General features: G+C 46.4%; 24 protein-coding genes and 2 tRNA genes. 16 read left to right on the forward strand and 10 right to left on the reverse strand.

Annotation, left to right across the window (positions count from 1 at the left end):
* Nucleotides 1-27 precede the first annotated feature (27 nt).
* From A7981_RS05805 to A7981_RS05820, 4 genes are all read left to right on the forward strand, one after another.
* Entirely contained in the window at nt 28-303 is a 276-nt protein-coding gene (locus A7981_RS05805; protein WP_067265268.1) for an HU family DNA-binding protein, read from the forward strand.
* 21 nt (nt 304-324) lie between these two features.
* Nucleotides 325-400 (forward strand) — tRNA-Val (locus A7981_RS05810).
* A gap of 51 nt (nt 401-451) precedes the next feature.
* Nucleotides 452-528, forward strand: a tRNA-Asp gene (locus A7981_RS05815).
* Nucleotides 529-979: 451 nt separating this feature from the next.
* Nucleotides 980-2,881: a SurA N-terminal domain-containing protein gene (locus A7981_RS05820; protein ID WP_067265271.1), complete on the forward strand. Its 1,902-nt coding sequence runs from the start codon at nt 980-982 to the stop codon at nt 2,879-2,881.
* An 80-nt stretch (nt 2,882-2,961) separates the two neighbouring features.
* Here the strand turns inward: A7981_RS05820 and fabI are convergent, their stop codons facing one another.
* The 6 genes from fabI to gloB all read right to left on the reverse strand — a co-directional run bounded on the left by fabI (nt 2,962) and on the right by gloB (nt 9,818).
* Nucleotides 2,962-3,747, reverse strand: coding sequence for an enoyl-ACP reductase FabI (gene fabI, locus A7981_RS05825; RefSeq protein WP_067265274.1), 786 nt, complete (start codon nt 3,745-3,747; stop codon nt 2,962-2,964).
* A gap of 23 nt (nt 3,748-3,770) precedes the next feature.
* Complete coding sequence (locus A7981_RS05830; RefSeq protein WP_067265277.1) at nt 3,771-4,610, reverse strand: ABC transporter permease; 840 nt, start codon at nt 4,608-4,610, stop codon at nt 3,771-3,773.
* A complete protein-coding gene (locus tag A7981_RS05835) occupies nt 4,607-5,626 on the reverse strand; it encodes an ABC transporter permease (RefSeq protein ID WP_067265280.1) in 1,020 nt (339 codons plus the stop codon). The genes A7981_RS05830 and A7981_RS05835 overlap by 4 nt, the downstream gene beginning before the upstream one ends.
* Complete coding sequence (locus tag A7981_RS05840) at nt 5,619-7,127, reverse strand: peptide-binding protein (RefSeq protein WP_088178050.1); 1,509 nt, start codon at nt 7,125-7,127, stop codon at nt 5,619-5,621. Before A7981_RS05840 ends, A7981_RS05835 begins: the two co-directional genes overlap by 8 nt.
* Nucleotides 7,128-7,304: 177 nt before the next feature.
* Nucleotides 7,305-8,942 carry a LysM peptidoglycan-binding domain-containing protein gene (locus A7981_RS05845; RefSeq protein ID WP_067265284.1) on the reverse strand — a complete coding sequence of 546 codons (1,638 nt, stop codon included), beginning with the start codon at nt 8,940-8,942 and terminating at the stop codon, nt 7,305-7,307.
* Between the two features lie 123 nt (nt 8,943-9,065).
* Complete coding sequence (gloB, locus tag A7981_RS05850; protein ID WP_067265287.1) at nt 9,066-9,818, reverse strand: hydroxyacylglutathione hydrolase; 753 nt, start codon at nt 9,816-9,818, stop codon at nt 9,066-9,068.
* A 29-nt stretch (nt 9,819-9,847) separates the two neighbouring features.
* Between gloB and A7981_RS05855 the strand changes: the two genes are divergently transcribed.
* The 3 genes from A7981_RS05855 to dnaQ are packed head-to-tail and all read left to right on the forward strand — an operon-like array spanning nt 9,848 to nt 11,719.
* Complete coding sequence (locus A7981_RS05855; RefSeq protein WP_067265290.1) at nt 9,848-10,570, forward strand: class I SAM-dependent methyltransferase; 723 nt, start codon at nt 9,848-9,850, stop codon at nt 10,568-10,570.
* Nucleotides 10,563-11,021: a ribonuclease HI gene (gene rnhA / locus A7981_RS05860; protein WP_067265294.1), complete on the forward strand. Its 459-nt coding sequence runs from the start codon at nt 10,563-10,565 to the stop codon at nt 11,019-11,021. The genes A7981_RS05855 and rnhA overlap by 8 nt, the downstream gene beginning before the upstream one ends.
* Nucleotides 11,018-11,719 (forward strand): DNA polymerase III subunit epsilon, encoded by a 702-nt coding sequence (gene dnaQ / locus A7981_RS05865; protein WP_067265297.1) that lies wholly within the window; start codon nt 11,018-11,020, stop codon nt 11,717-11,719. Before rnhA ends, dnaQ begins: the two co-directional genes overlap by 4 nt.
* 38 nt (nt 11,720-11,757) lie before the next feature.
* Here dnaQ and queD read toward each other — a convergent pair whose 3' ends face one another.
* The 3 genes from queD to A7981_RS05880 form a co-directional block, all read right to left on the reverse strand.
* Complete coding sequence (gene queD / locus A7981_RS05870; RefSeq protein ID WP_067265300.1) at nt 11,758-12,198, reverse strand: 6-carboxytetrahydropterin synthase QueD; 441 nt, start codon at nt 12,196-12,198, stop codon at nt 11,758-11,760.
* 68 nt (nt 12,199-12,266) lie between these two features.
* Nucleotides 12,267-13,163 carry a ribosome small subunit-dependent GTPase A gene (rsgA, locus tag A7981_RS05875; protein WP_254258506.1) on the reverse strand — a complete coding sequence of 299 codons (897 nt, stop codon included), beginning with the start codon at nt 13,161-13,163 and terminating at the stop codon, nt 12,267-12,269.
* On the reverse strand, nt 13,163-14,443 hold the full coding sequence (locus A7981_RS05880) for a M48 family metallopeptidase (RefSeq protein WP_067265303.1): 1,281 nt from the start codon (nt 14,441-14,443) through the stop codon (nt 13,163-13,165). Before A7981_RS05880 ends, rsgA begins: the two co-directional genes overlap by 1 nt.
* Nucleotides 14,444-14,544: 101 nt before the next feature.
* Here A7981_RS05880 and orn point away from each other — a divergent pair, with 101 nt between their 5' ends.
* A complete protein-coding gene (gene orn, locus A7981_RS05885) occupies nt 14,545-15,093 on the forward strand; it encodes an oligoribonuclease (protein ID WP_174545137.1) in 549 nt (182 codons plus the stop codon).
* A gap of 230 nt (nt 15,094-15,323) precedes the next feature.
* Here the strand turns inward: orn and glgA are convergent, their stop codons facing one another.
* A complete protein-coding gene (glgA, locus tag A7981_RS05890; protein ID WP_174545138.1) occupies nt 15,324-16,781 on the reverse strand; it encodes a glycogen synthase GlgA in 1,458 nt (485 codons plus the stop codon).
* Nucleotides 16,782-16,907: 126 nt separating this feature from the next.
* On the opposite strand from glgA, the gene crcB reads away from it, so the two are divergent.
* From crcB to radA, 8 genes are all read left to right on the forward strand, one after another.
* Nucleotides 16,908-17,291, forward strand: a complete 384-nt coding sequence (gene crcB / locus A7981_RS05895) for a fluoride efflux transporter CrcB (protein ID WP_067265313.1) — start codon at nt 16,908-16,910, stop codon at nt 17,289-17,291.
* Between the two features lie 135 nt (nt 17,292-17,426).
* Nucleotides 17,427-17,804, forward strand: a complete 378-nt coding sequence (gene rpsF, locus A7981_RS05900; protein WP_067265316.1) for a 30S ribosomal protein S6 — start codon at nt 17,427-17,429, stop codon at nt 17,802-17,804.
* Complete coding sequence (priB, locus tag A7981_RS05905) at nt 17,805-18,101, forward strand: primosomal replication protein N (RefSeq protein ID WP_067265318.1); 297 nt, start codon at nt 17,805-17,807, stop codon at nt 18,099-18,101.
* A 12-nt stretch (nt 18,102-18,113) separates the two neighbouring features.
* Nucleotides 18,114-18,341, forward strand: coding sequence for a 30S ribosomal protein S18 (gene rpsR, locus A7981_RS05910; protein ID WP_067265321.1), 228 nt, complete (start codon nt 18,114-18,116; stop codon nt 18,339-18,341).
* 10 nt (nt 18,342-18,351) lie between these two features.
* Nucleotides 18,352-18,801 (forward strand): 50S ribosomal protein L9, encoded by a 450-nt coding sequence (rplI, locus tag A7981_RS05915; RefSeq protein WP_067265324.1) that lies wholly within the window; start codon nt 18,352-18,354, stop codon nt 18,799-18,801.
* Between the two features lie 114 nt (nt 18,802-18,915).
* A complete protein-coding gene (gene dnaB, locus A7981_RS05920) occupies nt 18,916-20,286 on the forward strand; it encodes a replicative DNA helicase (RefSeq protein ID WP_067265328.1) in 1,371 nt (456 codons plus the stop codon).
* Nucleotides 20,287-20,300: 14 nt separating this feature from the next.
* The gene (gene alr, locus A7981_RS05925) at nt 20,301-21,368 is read left to right on the forward strand and encodes an alanine racemase (protein WP_067265331.1); all 1,068 of its coding nucleotides are present in this window, start codon (nt 20,301-20,303) and stop codon (nt 21,366-21,368) included.
* Nucleotides 21,368-22,726 carry a DNA repair protein RadA gene (gene radA / locus A7981_RS05930; RefSeq protein ID WP_067265333.1) on the forward strand — a complete coding sequence of 453 codons (1,359 nt, stop codon included), beginning with the start codon at nt 21,368-21,370 and terminating at the stop codon, nt 22,724-22,726. Before alr ends, radA begins: the two co-directional genes overlap by 1 nt.
* The last annotated feature ends 8 nt before the right edge of the window (nt 22,727-22,734 follow it).

Genomic DNA, 22,734 nt, shown 5'->3' on the forward strand with positions numbered 1-22,734 from the left:
TTTAATAATGCCCAAAAGGGGATTCACATGGCAAATAAGTCTGAATTGATTGATCAAATCGCAAAAGCTGCTGGAATTTCAAAAGCTGCTGCTGGTCGTGCTTTAGATGCAACTACTGCTGCAATCACCAAGTCTTTGAAGAAAGGTGAGCTCGTTACTCTGATTGGTTTTGGTACATTTTATGTAGGTAAGCGTGCTGCTCGCAATGGTCGTAATCCACGTACAGGCGCAACTATTAAGATCAAGGCTGCAAATTCTCCTAAATTTAGGGCTGGCAAAGCGCTCAAAGATGCTGTAAACTAGCGGTCTTCGTTGGTGATGAACGGGTGCTTAGCTCAGTTGGTAGAGCGTCGCCCTTACAAGGCGAATGTCGGCGGTTCGACCCCGTCAGCACCCACCAAATCATCAACAGAAAGTCGTAGTAGTCTAAGTAGCTACCGCGCATAGTTTTGGAGTGGTAGTTCAGTTGGTTAGAATACCGGCCTGTCACGCCGGGGGTCGCGGGTTCGAGTCCCGTCCACTCCGCCAATGACGATAAATCCCGTTTTACTAGACTTTTAAATAAGTCATAGGAAACGGGATTTTTTCGTTTCTGCTAATGAGGCACTAAAAATAGTGAAGCAATACAATCGAAAATGTAAGGCTTTGTCCTACAAATGTATCAGACAAACTCCACTTAGCTAATGTGGTAGAACCCGATATCATGTCTTCACATCATCTCCCCTGATAGATGTGTGTTATTTTATGCCCGTATCGTTTCCCCGCGATGCGGGCATTTTTTTGCCTACAGAATGTGAAATGTTTAAGCGGTTCTATTATTCATAGTCGATGTTTCAAATCCTGCTGTACAAGACCTGTTATATCAGCCTGTCATGACCTATCTGAGTATGGTATATTGACCGACTAATTTTATTGGCTGGGCAAGCGCTTTGTCGCATTTTCAGCTGTTTTTTGGCATCGAATTCAGAAGGTGTACGTTATGTTGGACGCAATCCGTGAACATTCCAAAGGTTGGCTGGCTAAGGTAATTCTTGCAGCGATTACTATTCCATTTGCATTGGTCGGTATAGATACATATTTACGTGACGCTGGATCAAACGTACCGATAGCTAAAGTCGGTAGTGAGTCGATCTCAGTACAGGAATACGGAAATTCGCTGCAAAAGTTACGCAATCAATTACAGGAGGAAGGTAAGACTGATCCTTCTGTACTGGATAACCCGGATGTTAAGCGCTCGATACTTGATCGCTTGATTGCGACCAAGTTGATTAACGCTGAGGCAAATCATTTGCGCTTTATTATTAGTGATGATCAGGTGCATCAATACCTGCTCAATATGCCTCAATTCCAGCAAGATGGCGCATTCTCGGAAGACCTGTACTATCGTTTGCTTTCAAGCAACCGTATGAGTGCATCACAGTTTGAGAACTCCTTACGTGCAGACATGTTGTTGCAACAAACGCGTCAAGGGATCGTGGCTACGGCCTATAACACTAAAGCGGCGGCTGAGCATGCTTTGAGTATTGAGCATCAGCAACGTGAAGTTAGCGTGGCTGAGATCAAGACAGCAGATTTCTTAACGCAAGTAAAAGTGGATCCTGCTGAAGTAAAAGCATTTTACGATAAGCACCAAGATAATTTCCGCGTACCAGATCAAGTGAAGCTTGAGTTTGTCTTGATGTCAGCGAGTTCTTTGATTCAAGGTATTCAAGTGACTGATCAGGAAGTAAAACAAGAGTTTGAAAAAAACGCTTCAAAATTCCAAGGTGATGAGCAGCGGCAGGCTAGCCATATCCTGATTGGTTTCGGCGTAAGCGCTACACCAGAGACAAAGCAGGCTGCGAAGAAGAAAGCCCAGGAAATATTGGCTGAGGTTAAGCAATCTCCAACTAAATTCGCAGAACTCGCCAAAAAATATTCACAAGATCCTGGTTCAAAAGATAAAGGTGGTGATTTAGGTGCATTTGGCCGCGGTATGATGGTTAAGCCTTTTGAGGATGCTGTTTACTCAATGCAACCGGGGCAGGTGAGTGATCTTGTTGAGTCAGAATTTGGTTATCACATCATCAAATTGACCGGCATTACAGGCCAAGCACAAAGTTTTGATGCGGTAAAAGCGCAACTCAAGGGCGATTTGTTATATCAAAAGGCCTTGGCAAAGTTCTCTGAGCAGGCTGAGAATTTCAGCAATATGGTATATGAGCAATCTACCAGCTTGCAGCCTGTGGCGGATGCGTTTGGTATACAAGTACAAACGTCAGCATGGCTGACGCGTGCTGATGGCGCTAAATTCTTCAAGAGCGATAAGTTGATGAATAGCGTATTCAGTGATGAGGTATTAAAAGACCGCCGTAATACTGAGGCAGTTGAAGTGTCATCGAATAATCTTGTGGCAGCACGTGTTGTTGATTACAAACCTGCTTCACCTCGTACATTTGATGAGGTAAAAGCTGGAATTGAGGATTACCTTAAGCTTGAGAAGGCTTCTAAACTGGCAGCAGAAAAAGGCGAGGCTGCGCTTGCAGGCTTAAAGCAAGGTAAAGATGCAGATCATTTGGAGTGGATTCCACCTGTGACAGTTGATCGTAAGAATGCACAGGGCTTGACTGAGTTGACTATGTCAAATGTATTCAAGATCGACACAAGTAAGCTACCAGCTTACACAGGTGCGCTTAATAGCAACAAGGGATACCAGTTGATTAAAGTCACCAAGGTGAGTTCTGAGTTGGCTGAGGATGATAGTGCCAAGAAAGCGGCCGCTGCGGAATTGAAGTCGGCATTGGCAGCTGAATATCTTGCCGCTTATGTCGAATCTTTGAAAGCAAAGGCTAAGGTTAATATCAATGAGCAATTGCTAAGTGCAGGTTCGCTTACTCAGTAATAACTGAATTTAGCAGAAATAAAAAAGGCGGATTAGATATCCGCCTTTTTTATTGTGTGCCGTTATTGAATGACGATGCGTTAATCAATAACACCAGCAGCGGTGATATTCATACCGCCATCAACGTAAGTGATTTCTCCGGTTACGCCTGATGCCAGGTCGCTACATAGAAATGCGGATACGTTGCCGACTTCTTCTATCGTTACATTGCGGCGTAGTGGGGCATGCTTCACGTTAAAGCCTTGCATCTTGTCGAAATCTGCAATGCCTGATGCGGCCAATGTCTTGATCGGGCCTGCGGATACAGCATTAACTCGGATACCTTTAGGGCCAAGGCTTTGTGCCATATAGCGCACATTGGCTTCCAAGCTTGCTTTGGCTACGCCCATGACGTTGTAATTAGGCAGTGTGCGTTCTGCACCAAGGTAGCTAAGGGTGAGCAGACTGCCGTTGCGTCCTGCCATCATCGGCTGTGCAGCTTTTGCTAATGCAGCAAAGCTGTATGAGCTGATGTCATGAGCGATACGGAAATATTCGCGCGTGACAGCATCCAGATAGTCTCCATCCAGCGCGACTTTGGGGACGAAAGCAACGGAGTGCACGACGATATCGATACCATCCCAATGTTTACCTAGTTCCGTGAACAGGTTTTCAATCTGGTCATCTTCTGCGACATCACAGGGTAACACAATGCTGGAATCGAAATCGGAGGCCAGTTTGGTCACACGATCTTGAAATTTATCGATCTGATAGGTAAATGCAAGTTCTGCACCTTCACGTTTCATGGCTTCCGCAATGCCATAGGCGATAGAGCGGTTGCTAAGTAGACCAACGATAAGTGCACGTTTTCCGGCGAGGAATCCCATGTAGTACTTTCCTTAATTGATAACTATGATGATTTGTTGGCAGTTCTTGGATCTAGAGCGTCTCTCAGCCCCTCCCCAAGCAAATTATACCCTAACACGGTAATGAGGATGGCAAGACCGGGGAATAGCGATAGCCACCATGCGAATTCGATATATTCTTTACCATCTGTGAGGATGTTGCCCCATGAAGCTTGCGGTGCCTGAACGCCAAGACCAAGAAAGCTAAGCCCGGATTCGATGAGTACTGCGCTGGCAACGCCAAGTACTGAACTCACAATAATGGGGGTTAGGCTGTTTGGCAGTAGATGCTTGAATATTAAACGCCCATCTCTTGCGCCAAGCGCCTGTGAGGCCAGAACGAACTCACGCCCATGCAAGCTCATGAACTCAGCGCGAACGAGCCTTGTAACCCCCATCCAGGACGTCAGGCCTATCACGATCATGATGTTCCATATCGACGGTGTTAGAAAAGCGATGACTGCCAGAATGAGAAAGAATGTGGGGATGGATAACATTACATCGACGAGTCGCATGATGAGGACATCTACCCAGCCTCTGTAATATCCTGATATCGCGCCTAATACGATGCCTATGATGGTGGCAATGCCAACTGCCACAATACCGACTAATAAAGATATACGTGCCCCAAACAGCATGCGTGAGAATACATCGCGGCCTAGGCCGTCTGTACCCATCCAATGTTGTGGTGAAGGAGATAGCAGGATCGATTTGACATCGATGGCATCTGGATCGAATGGCGCAAGCACTGGCGCGAATAGGGCGAACAGTAAAACCGCAGCAATGATGATAAAACCAAGCATTGCCAATGGATTGGATAGCGATTTAATGAGCATTGCCCTCATTGCGAAATTCCTCTGCGTACACGCGGATCAGCCCATGCATAAGCTAGGTCAGCCAGCAGATTACCAACGAGCGTAAGCGCTGATCCTATCGTGAGGATGCCCATAATCACTGGGAAATCACGCATGAGCACTGCATCATAGAATAGCTTGCCCATGCCGGGTATAGCGAAGATGGATTCCGCAATCACTGATCCGCCAATGAGGCCGGGAATCGATAGGCCAAGGATTGTTATAAGGGGCAGCAGGGCGTTGCGTAAGGCGTGTTTGTAAACAACGGTATTTTCCTGTAATCCCTTTGCACGGGCAGTGGTAATGTAATCCTGATGCAGCACATCAAGCATGCCATTACGTATAAAGAGTGAAATGCCCGCCAAACCTCCTAGACTAGAGATGAACACGGGTAACACTAGATGTTTAAGGGTATCCCAGCCTTGTGCGAGAAAAGCCATTTTTTCATATCCAACACTATGCAGGCCAGATATCGGTAACCAGTTATTTGATACACCTGTCCAATACATCAGCATCAATGCTAACCAAAAGCTCGGGATAGCAAAACCGATGAAAACAAAAAGTGTGATTGCGCGATCAGGCGGCCTATTCTGCGTAACAGCTGATATTACGCCTAATGGCAATGCAACAGCGATAATGAGCACTAAGCTAAGCACGTTGATCAATAGCGTGATGGGTAATGCTTGCTTGATCATGCCTGAGGAAACATTGCCTTTGTCGTCTTTTTTATCCCAGAAAACAGGGCGTTGATGGGTCGCAAATGAAGTACCGAAATCCAGAGCGGCGATACGTTTGACCCATAAGCCGTACTGCACGAGTACGGGCTCATCCAGATGGTAAAGTGCGCGCAGTTTTTGGCGTGACTCTTCGCTTGCCTTGGGGTTAAAGCTCGCTTCAGTTGTCGTGATATCACCGGGCGCTAGGTGCATGATCAGAAAAGAGATCAGGCTGATACCCACCAACAGCGGCACCATCCAGAATAGACGTTTGAGAAGATATTTAGTCACTGCTCATCTCCGTACGTCTGAGTGGTTTAGGGATGTACCATTCGTATGAGTTATGACCGATACCAGCGGGCGGGGCAGGGTTATCGATACCTTTGACTCGCTTATGGATAGCGGGCAAGCCGTATCCTGCAAATAGGTAAACAATCGGGCTATCTTCTTGCAATACGCTGGCAAATTCATGATATATCTTCATGCGCTTATCAGGATCAAGTTCCATGCGACCTTGTTCTAATAATTTATCCACTTGTGGATTGTTGTAGCCGATGAAGTTAAATTGCCCCGGACCTTGCTGGGATGAGTGCCAGATGCTGAATTGATCAGGGTCTAGTGACAAACCCCAGCCTAGTAGAACAACATCAAAATCACCTGTTTTGATAAAACGGCCTACAAAACTGGCCCATTCCATTACGCGAATCTTGGCATCGATCCCTATCTCTTTAAGTCTGCGCTGGATAAGCACTGCGCTCATTTCCCGTTGTTTGTTTTGGTTGGTGAGAATCTCGAATGCAAGCGGTTTGCCATCGCGAATTAGTATGCCATCCCTGTTGTGGTCTTTAAATCCCGCTTCTTTTAATAAGGCGATTGCTTTGGCGGGGTCATATTTGTATGGTTGTAGATTGGGATTGCTCCAGCGTGTGCCAGGTTTGTATGGCGAGGAAACTGGCTCACCTAGACCGAGTAGTACGCCATCGATGATCTCCTGTTTATTGATCGCGTAATTGATGGCTTGTCTGACGCGGATATCATCAAATGGTTTGTGTTTGAGGTTAAACCCCAAGTATGTGTAGTTATTACCCAACTCTTTATATAGGCCGATTTTCTTGATTAACTCAGGTCTGGCAGGAAATATCCGCGCGTACTGTATCGGGTTCAGGTTCATGGAGTCGATGTTATCTGCGAGTAACTCCAGAAACTGTGAGGCTGCATCAGGGATGAAGCGAGAAACCAGATGCTCGATCTTTGCTGGGCCTTGCGTGGAATTGGCGTTGCGCACTAGGGATATGCGTTCACCATTGCGCCAGCTTTCCAGCTTGTAATAGCTGCTACCTACAGGTTGACGTGCAAAAGCGGTGGTATTGATATCTTGGCCTTCGAGCAGGTGCTTTGGCAATATCTGTAAGCCTGCCCATGAATCCATCGCAGGGGCATATGGCTGTGCATACGTCACGCGAAATGTTTGCGCATTAGGGGTTTCTGCCTTGGTAACTAACTTATAGTCAGAAGCATAGGGGGTGCGTGTATTGTCATCGGTTACCAGTTTCCATGTGAAAAGTACATCTGCACTGGTTAGTGCTTTGCCATCTGCCCATTTAAGGTTTGGCTTTAATGTGAACGTAATAGTTCTTTGATCTGGCGATACCAGCCATGATGTTGCAAGCTCGCCTTCAAGCTCAAGGTTCTTGTCGTATTTAAGTAAGCTGTTGAATATGTTGCCTGCAACGGCAGAGGCGGCAGACTCACCGGCAATCATTGGAATCAACCCGCTTGGTTCACCTGTCATGGCATCTACCAGCGTTCCGCCAGCTTCTGGGGCGTAAACAGTCTCCAGATTTACATCGTTTTCAGTCTTTTGTTTGCCGCACCCTGCCACTAAAAAAACCAGCACAAAGGCGCTGGTCAAGCGATGCGATATGGCATGTTTTCTTTGGATGTTTTGCACAGCAACGCTCAAGGGGCGTTAAGCCTCATCCGACGTAATGACTGTCAGCTTTAGGCCAGGTGCTATATGGGAACCACTAATCTTGTTCCAGCGTTGCAAATCGTCACGCGCAACATCGAATTTTTTGGCGATGCTATCCAGTGTGTCACCGCGCTTGACGACGTATTGAATCTTCTTATTAGTAGTTTTCTTGGCTAACTTTGTTTTAGCTGGGGTTTGTTGTTTTGCAATCTGTGTGCTTGGTGAAATATTGAGTATTTGGTCAGCTTTGAGTTTTGCATTCTTGAGTTGATTCGCCGCCATGAGCTGTTTAGGGGTAACGCCATAACGTTTTGCGATGGCGGCTAAGGTCTCATTACTTTTGACGGTATGTTGTTTTGTGTTTTGTTTGTTTGAAGTCGCGACTGACTGATCAGTGAATGTATGATCATCCATGACGATGGGCGTATCAGAGAGATTTGCACTAGGGACAAGGATCGGCTGTGCGTTGCTTAACATCTTTTTGGATGGCAGATCATTGACATCCCGCAATTGGGCAAGCCCGATACCGAATTTTCGCGCTATGTTTTCCATGCGCTCGCCACGTTTTGCATGGTAAGTCTGCCAACTGACAAGCGGCTTATCGTAAGCTGCGAGATTCGTCTTGAATTTATCAGCAGCCCCAACTGGCAGTAATATCTCGTGGACACTACCATTGGCTGTAATCACAGGGCGATTGTACTCAGGGTTTAGCGATACAAACTCTTCAAACGTGACTTCTGCCAATTTTGCGGCGAGATGTGAGTCTATCTGTTCTGGCGCGGTAACTTTGGTGAAATAGGGGCGGTTGGCGATTGCTTGGATGCGAAGACCATAATCTTCAGGATGGGTCATGATGTTTTTGATGGCTTGCAGCTTAGGCACGTAATTTCTGGTTTCAGGTGGTAGCTGTAAACTTTGATAATCAGTAGGTAAGCCTTGCGCTCGATTACGCTCGATGGCGCGTCTGACGGTACCTTCACCCGCGTTATATGCAGCAAGTGCCAGATCCCACGAGCCGAACATCACATGTAGTCTTTGCAGGTAAGTCAATGCGGCATTGGTTGCTGCTGTGACGTCACGGCGGCTATCTACCCACCAATTCTGTTTTAAGCCAAAATCTTTGCCTGTTGCCGGTACGAACTGCCATATCCCCGATGCCCTGCTGGTTGAATAGGCTTGCGGATTAAAAGCACTTTCCACCATGGGTAGCAGAGCGATTTCCGTGGGCATGCCACGCTTTTGGACTTCTTCAACGATATGGAATAGATATTTCTGGCTTCTATCTACCATGCGCCTGACATAATCAGGCCGCGCGGCATACCATGACTCATGGTTGGCTGTGTAAGCTGAATCAAGGTCGGGCATCGCATAGCCATCTTTGATGCGTTGCCATAAGTCTTCAGACACCAGTATAGATGTGCTGTCTTTAGTGCTGTAATTAGGCTGTGCGGGTGGGTTGGGCAGATAGTTTAAAACGGGATCTGTTGCATTACCTGAACTGATGCCTACGCCGTTATCTACCGGACTTTCATTCAGGATGATGATCTCATCTCCTGCGAGATTGGTATCAGCATAAACTGGACTTGCTAAAGGGATTGCCAAGAGTGCGATGTTCAGCAGGGACTTTACAGTCATGAGGAGCTTCTTCACGAACTAGAATTCATTCGATAGTAACGAATTAGCGCGTTGCGCGTCAAGCCAAAATTAGGCCTAGAACTAGGGATTGCCTCAGGGATTCTGCAAGTGAATGAGAAACGCCTAAAAACTATTTCTCATCTTTCTTATGGCTGTAAATACGGCTAGCGCTGATGCATCCTGAAGTCCCGTTACGGCTTTAATCGCGATATCGTCACATCTTAAAAATGGATTGGTTTCTAACTCGAGTGCTATGGTGCTTGGTAAGGTAGGTAGATTGGCTGCACGTTTTGCGGCGGCATCTTGCTGACGTTTTACGATGGCTTTGTTATTGGTATCCAGCATGTGTGCAAATCTCAGATTATGCTCAGTGTACTCATGCGCGCAATATACGGCGGTATGGCGGGGTAATTTGGCGAGTCTTTGTAATGAATCGAACATTTGTTCGGGCGTGCCCTCAAATAGCCTGCCGCAACCTGCTCCAAAGAGGGTATCCCCACAAAATAGGTGATTTGCGCCATAATAGGCCACATGTCCAAGTGTGTGGCCAGGTATATCCATGACGCTGAATTCAAGCTCGATACATTGAAGTTGAATCTTGTCATTTTCGCTCACCGGAATATGTGGAAAGTTGAATCTTTCTTTCTCAGGCGCATATACCGTCGGGTGGTATCTTTCGATTAACTCGGATACGCCGTCAATATGGTCTGAGTGGTGATGTGTAATCAGAATGGCATCAAGTGTTAGCGATTGATTAGTTAATACTTTAATCACTGGGGCAGCATCGCCAGGGTCAACCACAACTGCATGTGTGCCATTATGTAAAAGCCAGATATAGTTATCGGTGAATGCAGGAATGGGTAAAATCTCTAACATAAGATGGATGATTGGTTTTAAGCCTTTAAATGTCAATACTTACTCGAGATGAATGGTTGGCAAGCCCGGTCGGGCGCTATCTTTTAGATAGAGAGCAGGCGCTATTCGATCAGGCGGTTGGTGATCTCTTCGGCTTTAATGCTGTGCAGTTGACTCTGCCGCAGGCGGATATGCTGCGTAACTCACGCATTCCTTTCTTATGTCTTGCAGATTTAACGCGGGGCGATGTAAATTGCCAGCCGCATCAAATGCCGTTTCTAACAGGAAGCATTGATCTGCTAGTGATGCCGCATGGCTTGGATTTTAGCCAAAATCCGCATGAAACATTGCGTGAGGCCGAGCGAGTACTTGTCCCTGAGGGGCATGTCGTGATCACGGGATTTAATCCGCTGAGTAGCTGGGGCATCAAACGATCCATCAGGCGGCGCCATGGATTCCCGTGGTATGGCAGTTTTTTGCCTATGTTACGTATTAAGGATTGGCTTGCCTTACTAGGCTTCGAGATAGTCGAATGCCGCATGACCTGTTATGCACCACCATTCAACAATGCTAAATGGCTGCATCGATTCAATTTTTTGGATAGATTAGGCAATCTTTGGTGGCCAATGGGCGGCGGCGTCTATTTTATAGTCGCCAAGAAACGTGTGGTTGGAATGCGCCTAATTAAACCCGGCTGGAAAAAACCTAAGTTAAAATCAAGACTCGTCGCAACACCCACACAGAAAACAGATAGCAAAGGCAATAATGAGTAACAAGGAATACGTGGAGATTCACGCTGATGGCGCATGCAAAGGCAACCCTGGCCCGGGCGGGTGGGGTGCTTGGCTGGCATTTGATGGCAAAGAGAAAGAGTTGTGCGGCGGAGAGGCATTGACGACGAATAATCGTATGGAGCTTACGGCGGTTATCCGTGCATTAGAGGCCTTGAAAAGAAGTTGCAAGGTAAAAGTATTTACCGATTCAGTGTACGTTCAAAAAGGAATTACGGAGTGGATACATGGCTGGAAGATGCGCAATTGGCGTACCAGTGATAAAAAACCGGTCAAGAATGATGATTTATGGCGAGCGCTTGATGTGCTCGCCCAGCAACATGATGTTGAGTGGCAATGGGTTAAAGGGCATGCAGGGCATGCTGGTAATGAGCGTGCCGATATGTTGGCCAATCGTGGAGTGGAAGAGTTTATGAATGGTGTAAATCAATGAGGCAGATATTTCTCGATACAGAAACTACAGGGCTTTACCCTGCGCAAGGGCATCGAATCATCGAAGTGGCGGGCGTAGAGGTCATCAATCGTCGCATTACGAATAATCATTTTCATATGTACTTGAATCCTGATCGCGAGATCGACCCTGCAGCACAAGAGGTGCATGGCATCACCTTGGAGTTCTTGCAGGATAAACCTCATTTTGAGGATATCGTGAATGAGTTTCTCGATTTTGTGCAAGATTCAGAGCTGGTTATCCACAATGCACCTTTCGATATCGGCTTCTTGAATGCAGAGCTAGGCAAGATAGGGCGTCCTGATATCCAAGGGTCTATAGCGAGTGTTGTTGATACACTGAAAATGGCCAAAGAGCTGCGCCCAGGCCAAAGAAATAACTTAGATGCCTTATGCCGTCATTACGGCATCAATAACTCCCAACGTACTTTGCACGGTGCCTTGCTAGATGCGGAATTGCTCGCGGATGTTTATCTTGCAATGACACGTGGGCAGGAAAGCTTGATGATCGATATGATGGATTCATCAAACACAAATGCTGATTTTGCAGTCACCCGACATGAAGGCTCGTTGAAAGTGGTGTTGGCGCAAGAAAATGAGCTCACTGAGCATCGAGCCTATCTTGATGCGTTAAGCAAGGGTGAGCCTTGCCTGTGGGATAAGTTGCAAAAGATAGATTAGCCTTGAAGTAGGTTAGATCTGTTACGTTAACGCACCAGTTAAGCTAATGCATCTGCCCAGCTATTAGGCGTTTCATAAAGTCTTACGCGCTCTAATTTGAGGTGGTTGCCGTATGTATCCTGATAGTAGCTGTTCAAAATTTTGAATGCTTCAGCTGCCATATTTTCTGCGGTCGGCACGCTATTCATTACAACTGTCTTGTGGTCAGGCAGGCTGTTCAAAAATGTTAAAACCTCTTTATCATCTTTGTAGACCAGAAAAGCGTGATCCCACACGTCGACGACTGCTTGGCGAGCGATAGATTTCACATCTGAGAAATCCATGACCATGCCATTTTCTGACGCATCTTCTTTTTGAATGATATCGCCAGATAACGTGATCTCGATCGCATAGCGGTGACCATGCAGGTTACGGCATTGACTTTTATGACAAGGGATACGATGACCCGCATCGAACTCTAAACGTGTAGTGATTTGCATGTACCAATTATATCAGCACTCGGCAGCTTAATTGTGGTGCGTTGCCAAGGTTGCCTCTGAAGGCAGGTTTATCTACCTATTTCGCCTAACAAATCCTGATAATAAGTTTGGCGTTGAGATGAGATCTTACCTTCGATAACAGCGTTGCTGATGGCGCAATCAGGCTCTTTTAAGTGTTTGCAATTGTTAAAGCGACATTTGCCAAGATATGGCCTGAATTCAATAAAGGCATGCTCTAGTGCTTCTATATTTAGGTGGTTAAGGCCAAACTCTTGTAGCCCTGGCGAGTCAATCAATCGTGTACCTTCGTCGATGTGGTACAAGTGGGCTGCGGTCGTTGTATGTTTGCCACTATCTAGTACGGCTGATATTTCTTGCGTTCTGATCGCGATAGCACTTTCCGGCAACAATGCATTTACGATGGTCGATTTCCCCATGCCAGATTGCCCAACAAGTACACTCGTGTGGCCTCGTAATAACGGTTTTAACGGTGATACATCGGTCGTGGCAGAAAGTAATTGCACTTTGTAGCCCAAGCCCGAATACAAAGCCAACCGTGCTATGGCAGTCGCATTGTCCGTGATATCACATTTGTTCAGTACTATCAGGGCCTGAATGTTGGCCGCTTCAGCAGCAATCAGGCATCGGTTGAGTAGCTCTTCATAAAAGCTTGGACTCGTCGCTAATACAATGACAATTTGTGTGACATTGGCTGCCAGAAATTTACTTCGATAAGCATTGCTTCGATATAGCAAGCTAGTGCGAGGTAGGTTCTTCTCTACCACCCCTTCATTGCTGTCTGTAAGTCGTATCTCGACCTCATCGCCACAGGCTAAGTCAGTTTTTTTCCCACGAGTAACGCAACTGATTTCGCTCCCTTGTATCCCTTTGAGTTCGACACCATAGCGCTTGCCATAGGCTGCAACTACAGTGCCTAGCTGAATATCAGACCGTAAAGCCCTCACTATTTGGTCAGGCTTGCGATTGGCAGACTGGTACTTGAAAGGCTAGTTAGTCGTGCGATTCGTATGCTTGCTGGCGGATGTGAGTCGTAGAACGCTGAATGCAGGGGGTCTGGTGTCAGCGTCGATGCGTTATCGCGGTAAAGCTTTACCAGCGCCTCAACCAAATAACGCGCATCAGCATTCTTGGCTGCATATTCATCGGCCTCAAATTCATTTTTGCGGGAATAGCTCGCCATCAAGGGACGTAGCAAAAAGAGGAATACAGGTGAAACCAGCATGAATAATAGCAATGCCATGTAATCGCTAGTTTCTGTAACACCTAAGCCTGTATAGAACCAAGCCTGTTGCTTCAGCCAGCCAAGCAATGCCAAGCCAAGGAATGTTACAAAGAACATCAGGGCGATACGTTTTACTACATGGCGATGTTTAAAGTGACCAAGTTCATGGGCAAGTACAGCCTCAATCTCATTTGCATCAAGGCGATCTAGTAGCGTATCGAAGAACACCACGCGTTTGCTGGCGCCAAAGCCAGTAAAGTAGGCATTGCCGTGGCTGCTACGTGTCGAGCCATCCATTACAAATAAGCCTTGAGATTTAAAACCACATTTTCTAAGCAAGGTTTCAATCCGCGTCTTAAGCGACTCATCTGCCAACGGTGAGAATTTGTTGAAGATAGGCGCAATGAATGTCGGGTAAATGGCGAGCATCAGTAAATTGAACACACTCCATACAACCCATAGGTATAGCCACCAATATTCCCCAGCACCTTGCATCAGCCATAAGGCTGCAAATAACAACGGCACACCTAATGCAAAACCGACAAGGCTATGTTTTACCATATCACTAAAGAACATGGCAGGTGTCATTTTGTTAAAGCCAAAGCGCTCATCAATAATGAATGATTTGTAGTAATCGAAGGGTAGCTCTACGAGGCTGCTAACAAGCAGCGCCGTTAATATAACGAAAGCACCACGAATAATCTCATGGTTGCTCAACATCTCGCGCCATGCACTATCGATAAGTTGTAAACCGCCACCAATGGTGAACACAAGCAGCAATGCAGCCTGAGCAAGGCCCTCTATTAGGGATAAACGTGTTTTTGCGGAAGAGTAGTCAGCCGCTTTCTGGTGTGCGTCGAGACTGATGTTCTGATCGAATGCGGATGGCACTTTACTTCTATGCGTTTGAATATAAGCCACATGGCGGCGACCAAGCCATAAGCGGGTTATGGTGGTGAGGATAAGTAAGCTGACGAATAAAGTAGTGAGTGTTGAAGCCATAATTTTAGGATTTTTAAGTTAAACTATATTTCTTTAAGAAGCATTAGATTCGGTAAGGTTCACCAAGTCTAGTGTATTAGTACATTTTAATGGAAATCATTATGGCACAAGATAGCAACAACCTTATCTGGTTGGACATGGAAATGAGTGGTTTGTTACCAGATAGCGATTGGATTCTGGAACTCGCTGCAGTCGTCACTGATGCAAACTTAAATGTATTGGGTGAATCCCCAGTGCTTGTTGTGCACCAAAGTAATGCGGTGTTGGATGGCATGGATGCGTGGAATAAAGGTACGCATGGACGCTCTGGTTTGATCGATAAGGTAAAAGCTTCCACGCTGGATGAAGCTGGTGCAACAGTGCAAATGATCGAATTCCTGAAGGAATTCGTGCCGGCGGGCAAATCTCCAATGTGTGGCAACTCTATCTGTCAGGATAGGCGTTTTATGGCGAGATATATGCCTGACCTGGAAGCTTATTTTCATTATCGTAACTTGGATGTGAGCGTATTTAAAGAACTTGCCAGGCGCTGGAAACCTACTGTTTACTCTGGTTTCAAGAAAAGCAGCAAGCATGAAGCTTTAGCTGATATCTATGAATCGATTGATGAGCTTAAGTATTATCGTGAACACTTTATCAAGCTCGATTAATCAGTTTTTGATATTGGTAAGGCGTACTAAAAAAAGCGGGTGCGACTAGCGCACCCTAAGGGAGGAGAAGTAAAGCTTTAGAGAAAGCTCATGTTTACTTAAGCAGTAAACATGCCAATTAAGTCGCTCTACTTACCTGAGTAATCTAAAGTTGATTTGTTACAAATAAATGAAAAAGCCCGAGATAATTCTCGGGCTTTTTCATTGGTATGCATTGAATTGATAGGGGGCTATTTCTTTACCAGTGTCTGTGAATAGAGTTCCATATATTTCCCGGCACTTTCCTTCCAACTTAAGTCACGACGCATGCCATTGCGCTGTATCCTCTTCCAAGTCTTTACATCAGCATAATAGGTGAGCGCATGTTCTATGGTATTTAATAATTCATGGGCAGTAGGGCTCTTTAATACAAACCCAGTGGCTGTATTGTGACGTAGATTTTGAGTATTCGTGTCGGTGACCGAGTCTGCAAGCCCGCCAGTGCTGGTGACGATAGGTGGCGTACCATAACGCATGCCATACATCTGATTCAGCCCGCAGGGTTCAAAGCGTGACGGCATGACGAACATATCAACCCCCGCCATGATCTTGTGCGAGAGTGGCTCGTTATATCCAATGACGGCACTGACCTTTTGTGGGTACCTCACCGCAAGTGACTTGAAGCCGTTTTCAAGTTCGCGTTCACCATTTCCTAATACTGCAAGTTGGCAGCCTTTTTCCAGTAACGGCCCAGCTATCTCTAACAGCATATCAAGCCCCTTTTGATGGGTAAGCCGACTTACAACGCCTAATAGTGGTGCTGTATCGTTAACGGTGAGGCCAAGCTGAGTTTGTAGTGCCTGTTTAACATGTTTTTTGCCGACAAGATTTTTATCGTCGTACGGTTTAGCGATATGCGGGTCAGCTGCCGGATTCCACTCATGTGTCTCAATGCCATTGAGAATGCCATGCACTTCGTGACTGCGGGATGCGATCAGGCCTTGCATGCCAAATCCATAAGCTTCCGTCTGCATTTCAAGTGCGTAGGTTGGACTAACTGTGGCGATAGCGTCCGCGTAATATGCGCCAGCTTTCAAAAATGACATGCGGCCATAGTATTCCAGTCCATGCATCTGGTAACTTTCGGCAGGGAGTTGGAGTTTACTCACCCATTCCGCAGAGTAAGTGCCTTGAAATGCCATGTTGTGTATGCTGAAAATCGATTTTGCACGCACTTGATCCATAAAACGCAGATATGCAGGGGTAAGCCCCGCCTGCCAATCATTACAGTGGACGATATCGGGTATCCAATCACTTACTGGACTATCTTCGCAACTGAGTTGTGCCGCTACTAAAGATAAAATGCCAAATCTGAGCGGATTGTCATCCCAGTCTTTACCATGCGAATCAACATATGGGCCACCATCTCGCTCATATAAAGCTTCACATTGAATAGCGATGACGGGCACCTTTGTATCAGGCATCTCGCCTAGTAAAAGGGTTGCTGATTCTATGTAAGGCAATCCACTCATCGTGGCGAGGGGTTGGGTATTGATGAGATTTTGCAGAACGGCAGGGTAGCCCGGTATTAAAATACGGATATCCGCACCTAATTCGCGGAGAGCGGCTGGAAGAGATCCGCTTACGTCTGCTAATCCGCCAGTTTTAATTAAGGGATACGCTTCAGAGCTAACAAATAAGATACGCAAGCTGTTAATCTTTATACGATTGTAAGTTTTAGTTTTAATGGCTTGCCAAATATAATGCTTGCCTAAACGGCCTCATCATACTGACGAGTAGCGTATCAAGCAATATACGGAATGCAAAGGAAAAATATGGGAATTAATGGATTTATAGTGGTTGGCTTAGGGGCTGCGGTCGGCGCATGGGCGCGGTGGTTGTTGGGTTTGGCGTTGAATGCGACTGTCCCTGCTTTGCCTATGGGTACTTTGGTTGCCAACCTGATTGGTGGTTATTTGATCGGATTATTCATGGGGCTATTAGATAGCGGTACGCAAATAACGCCCGAAGTTCGGTTGCTAGTAGTGACAGGCTTTCTAGGTGGTTTGACTACGTTCTCATCTTTTTCGGGCGAGGCAGTAGGCTTATTGTCTAGAGGTGAGTATGGCTGGGGTCTTCTGCATATTTCCAGTCATGTGATCGGCTCTTTGCTGATGACGGTATTAGGCATATTGACGGTCAACTTGATCAGACAATGAAGGTAAGTGGCTTGATATGAGGGTTTAAGTTGGGAAAAGAATTGATTCATTAAGGTTTTTTGCATATAATCGCGGGTTTTCCACCTTGCCTTACTGTTCGCATAACAGAAGGCTGTTAATCCAAAAGGAGTATATATGCGGCATTATGAAGTAGTATTTATCGTCCATCCGGACCAAAGTGAGCAAGTGCCAGCGATGATCGAGCGTTATCGCACTCTGGTAACTTCTAACGGCGGTACTATCCACCGTCTTGAAGACTGGGGTCGTCGTCAACTGGCTTACCCAATCCAGAAAATCCACAAAGCACACTATGTGCTCATGAATATCGAAGCTAGCCAAACTGTGCTGGATGAGCTTGAGCATGCATTCAAGTTCAATGACGCTGTATTGCGTCACCTGACACTTGGCACTAAGGTTGCAGCTATCGAGCCTTCCCCAATGATGAAGGAAGAAAAATCCAAGTCAGTACTGGGTAAGGAAGAGACTGCTCCTGCTGAGGAAGCATCTGCTTAAGTGAGTTTAAATACGCTGGAGTTGATCGGCGAAGTCGTTCAAATAGAAACGCTTCGTTACACACCAGCAGGAATACCGTTGTTGAGTTTTACATTAAGGCATATGTCGGAGCAGGTTGAAGCCGGTATGCAGCGTAAGGTTGAATGTAATGTTCCTGTGATGGCCATCGGGCAGATCGCAGAAAAAGCAAAGCATATACAATCCGGCGCGAATCTACGTGTATCTGGATTTATCGCTCAACGTAGCCTTAAAAGCACACAACTGGTTTTGCACATTAATATATTAGAGATTATTTGAAGGGTTACTGACATGGCACGTGATATGTTCAAACGCCGCCGCTACTGCCGTTTTTCAGCAGAGGGCATTAAAGAAGTAGATTACAAAGATGTTGATCTATTAAAAGATTTTATCAATGAGAACGGCAAGATCATTCCTGCACGTATCACTGGTACAAAAGCAAAATATCAACGTCAACTGACATCAGCAGTGAAGCGTGCGCGCTTCCTTGCTTTGTTGCCATACACTGACAAGCACTAAGGGGATTGCCATGCAAATTATCTTATTAGAAAAAGTAGTCAACCTTGGCAGCCTTGGCGATATCGTTAAAGTTAAAGACGGCTATGGCCGCAATTTCCTGATCCCTCAAGGCAAAGCTAAACGTGCAACTGAAGCCAACAAGGCTGAGTTCGCTGCACGCCGTGCTGAGCTTGAGAAGCAACAAGCTGAACTTCTAGCTGCTGCACAAGCCCGTGGCGAGAAACTTGCTGGTTTTGCATTGCAAGTGTCACAAAAAGCGGGTGTTGATGGTCGTTTGTTCGGCTCTGTTACTAACGGTGACATCGCTGAGGCATTGACTGCTAAAGGCAATGAAGTGGCTAAATCAGAAGTGCGTTTACCTAATGGCCCATTGAAGGTCATTGGTGATCATGCTGTTAGCATCGCGTTACATCATGACGTAGTTGTTGAAATCACTGTAACTGTTGTTGGCGAAGCTTAATAATTAGCACGCGTTAATATCAAGAACAATAAAAAAGCTGCTTCGGGCAGCTTTTTTATTGCCTGTTAGTTGTGATTGGCCTCACTAAAAATTCCGCCCTTGTTATAATGGGCTATGGCTGATGACTCTCTCGAATTATTAAAACTCCCTCCGCACTCAATAGAAGCCGAGCAATCGGTGCTTGGCGGCTTGCTGCTTGAAAATGAGGCGCTGGATAAGATAGCCGATATCCTGACCCCCTCGGATTTCTACCGTCATGATCATCGCTTGATCTATGATCATATCAATAGATTAATTGAACATAACAAACCTGCCGACATCGTCACTGTTGCCGAATCCATGGAGATCGCTGCAGAGCTTTCAGGTGTCGGTGGTATTGCTTATCTGGGAGCATTGGCTCAGAACACACCAACGGCTGCCAATATCCGCCGTTATGCCGAGATTGTGCATGAGCGTTCCGTGATGCGTAAGTTAGTCGAAGTGGGGTCTGGTATTGCTGAGAGTGCCTATAGCCCACAAGGCCGTGATGCACAGCAATTACTGGATGAAGCCGAAGCCAAAATATTCCAGATCGCTGAAGGCGGTAAACGCAGCACACAAGGCTTTTTGGATATGAAATCCATTCTGCCAAAAGTAGCTGACCGTATCGATTATCTATATCAACGCGAGAACCAAGGTGACGTCACTGGTATTCCAACTGGATTTAGCGACCTTGATGCCATGACTTCGGGTTTTCAGCCAGGCGATCTTATTATCGTCGCGGGTCGCCCATCGATGGGTAAGACTGCTTTTTCATTGAATATCGCTGAGAATGTTGCACTGGATTCTGGCTTGCCTGTGGCTGTTTTCTCTATGGAAATGGCGGCCACGCAGCTCGTTACGCGTATGATCGGTTCGGTAGGTCGGCTTGATCAGCATCGTATGCGTAACGGTAACCTTGAAGATGAGGATTGGGTGCGCTTGACGACTGCATTGGGCAAGTTGAATGATGCGCCAGTGTTTATTGATGAAGGTGCGGGCTTATCTTCATTCGATGTGCGTGCACGTGCGCGTCGTCTGCATCGCCAAACCGGAAAACTGGGTTTGATCGTTATCGATTACTTGCAGTTAATGTCAGCACCTTCTGGGCGTCAAGGTGAAAACCGTGCGACGGAGATATCAGAAATATCTCGCTCCCTTAAAGCGCTAGCAAAAGAGCTTGATGTGCCAGTTGTAGCACTCTCTCAGCTTAATCGAAGTGTTGAACAACGTCCTGATAAGCGACCTGTGATGTCGGATTTGCGTGAGTCTGGCGCTATCGAGCAGGATGCGGATTTGATTTTGTTTATCTATCGAGACCAAGTGTATAACCCTGATAGTGAAGACAAAGGCACGGCTGAGATCATCATCGCCAAGCAGCGTAATGGCCCCATTGGCAAGGTGCGGATGACCTTCCTGGGTGAAAATACTCGGTTCGAGAATTTTGTATCGAATGCGGCCTATTAGGTCGGTGGCAGAGTATGAGGCCGATTCAAGCAACTATCCATCTTGATGCTTTGCGTCATAACCTTGCGGTAGCAAAACATAGGGCACCAAACTCAAAAGTCATGGCGGTTGTAAAAGCCAATGCTTACGGGCATGGTTTATTGCGCGCAGCCGAGGGCTTAAGTCAGGCGGATGGTTTTGCTGTACTAGAACTTAATGAAGCGATATCGCTTCGTGAAGCTGGTTATTTGCAAACCATATTGCTGCTAGAGGGTTTGTTTGATCGTACTGAATTAGTTGATGCAGCAAAATACGATATAAGCATCGTTGTGCATTGTGAACAGCAGATCGAGATGCTTGAGCAAGTGAATCTCTCAACTTCTACTCATGTATTTCTCAAGATGAACACGGGTATGAATCGCCTTGGGTTTATCCCTGAAACCTATGCTAGTGCACTGACTCGATTGGAAAAAATAAAGAGTGTCGCTGATATTACGATGATGACACATTTTGCAACTGCTGATGAAGATGCAGGTATCGTTGCGCCCTTGGCACGATTTAAAGAGGTAACCAAAGGATTTGATTATCCAACATCACTTGCAAACTCAGCGGCCTTATTACGTTATCCCGCAAGTCATAGTGATTGGGTGCGCCCAGGCATTTTGATGTACGGGGCTTCACCTGTCAGTGGGCAGTCTGCACATGCGCTTGGTTTGCAGCCTGCGATGACTTTTACCTCTGAGCTGATTGCAGTGCAAGTATTGCAAGATGGCGAAAGCGTTGGTTATGGACAGAAGTTCACCGCACATAAGACTACCCGTGTTGGTGTCGTTGCGTGTGGTTATGCAGACGGCTATCCGCGTCACACTCCAAGTGGCACGGCGATAGCTGTAGATGGACAGCTGACAAGAACGTTAGGGCGAGTCTCAATGGATATGCTATTCGCTGATATTACGGATATTCCCGACGCTGCTATTGGTAGCCAAGTCGAATTGTGGGGTGCACAAGTCCCTGTCGATGTTATCGCTGAAGCTTCTGGTACGGTGGGGTATGAACTCCTATGTGCGGTTGCACCGCGTGTACCTTTTAAGGTGATTGGTTAATGGCCAAGCAAAAAACCGTCTACACCTGTACTGAGTGTGGTGGGCAATCATCCAAATGGCAAGGCCAATGCCCAAGCTGTATGGCTTGGAATACATTGGTTGAGACCATAGCCGAAGCGCCAGTCGCTAACCGCTACGCGGCTTTGGCGCAAACAACAGGCTTGCAGAAGCTCGCTGATGTTGAAGCGGCTGAGGTGCCACGTCAGCCATCAGGCGTCAGTGAGTTTGACCGTGTATTGGGTGGCGGTTTTGTGCCTGGTGGTGTTGTGTTGATCGGTGGTGATCCCGGCATTGGCAAATCTACACTGCTATTACAGACCATGTGCCATGTTGGTGTGACCAGAAAAGCCATTTATGTGAGCGGTGAAGAATCCGCACAGCAAATCGCTATGCGCGCAAAACGTTTAGGTTTGGATGCAAGCCAAATAGAACTTCTTGCCGAGATACAGTTGGAGAAGATTCTGGCGATCTTGCAAACGCATAAGCCGGATATCGCCGTTATTGATTCGATTCAAACTGTATATTCAGAGGCGCTGCAATCTGCCCCCGGTTCGGTAGCGCAAGTGCGCGAATGTTCTGCCCAATTGACTCGCTTGGCCAAGCAGCTTGGCATTAGCGTGATATTAGTCGGGCACGTGACGAAAGAGGGTTCATTGGCTGGCCCGCGTGTGCTTGAACATATCGTAGATACGGTCCTGTATTTTGAGGGTGATCAGAATTCAAGTTTTAGGCTGATACGCGCATTCAAGAATCGTTTTGGTGCGGTAAATGAGCTAGGCGTGTTCGCCATGACAGAAAAGGGCTTGCGTGAAGTCAGCAATCCCTCTGCCTTGTTCTTGTCGCATCATGCCGAACAGGTAGCAGGTTCTTGTATTACCGTGACCCAAGAGGGTACTCGACCTTTATTGATCGAGATTCAGGCATTGGTCGATGAAGCGCATGCGCCTAACCCAAAAAGGTTGTGTGTGGGGTTGGAGCAAAATAGATTGGCGATGTTGTTGGCGGTATTGCATCGCCATGCAGGGGTTGCATGTTTCGATCAAGACGTCTTCATCAATGCCGTCGGTGGGGTCAAGATATCAGAGCCTGCGGTCGATCTGGCAGTTTTAGTATCAATAGTTTCTTCATTAAAAAACAAACCATTAGATAGTAAACTTATAGTATTTGGTGAGGTTGGTTTGGCTGGAGAAGTGCGTCCTGTACAACGTGGGCAAGAGCGTTTAAAAGAGGCTGCTAAACTTGGGTTTACGAAAGCCATTGTGCCTAAAGCCAATAAGCCAAAACAGGCAATTAGTGGAATTGAGGTGATTGGTGTTGATAGGCTAGAGCAAGCATTAAACCATCTGCGTAATGCCTAACTTCGTAA

Source organism: Methylovorus sp. MM2 (assembly GCF_001648895.1).
Lineage (GTDB): Bacteria > Pseudomonadota > Gammaproteobacteria > Burkholderiales > Methylophilaceae > MM1.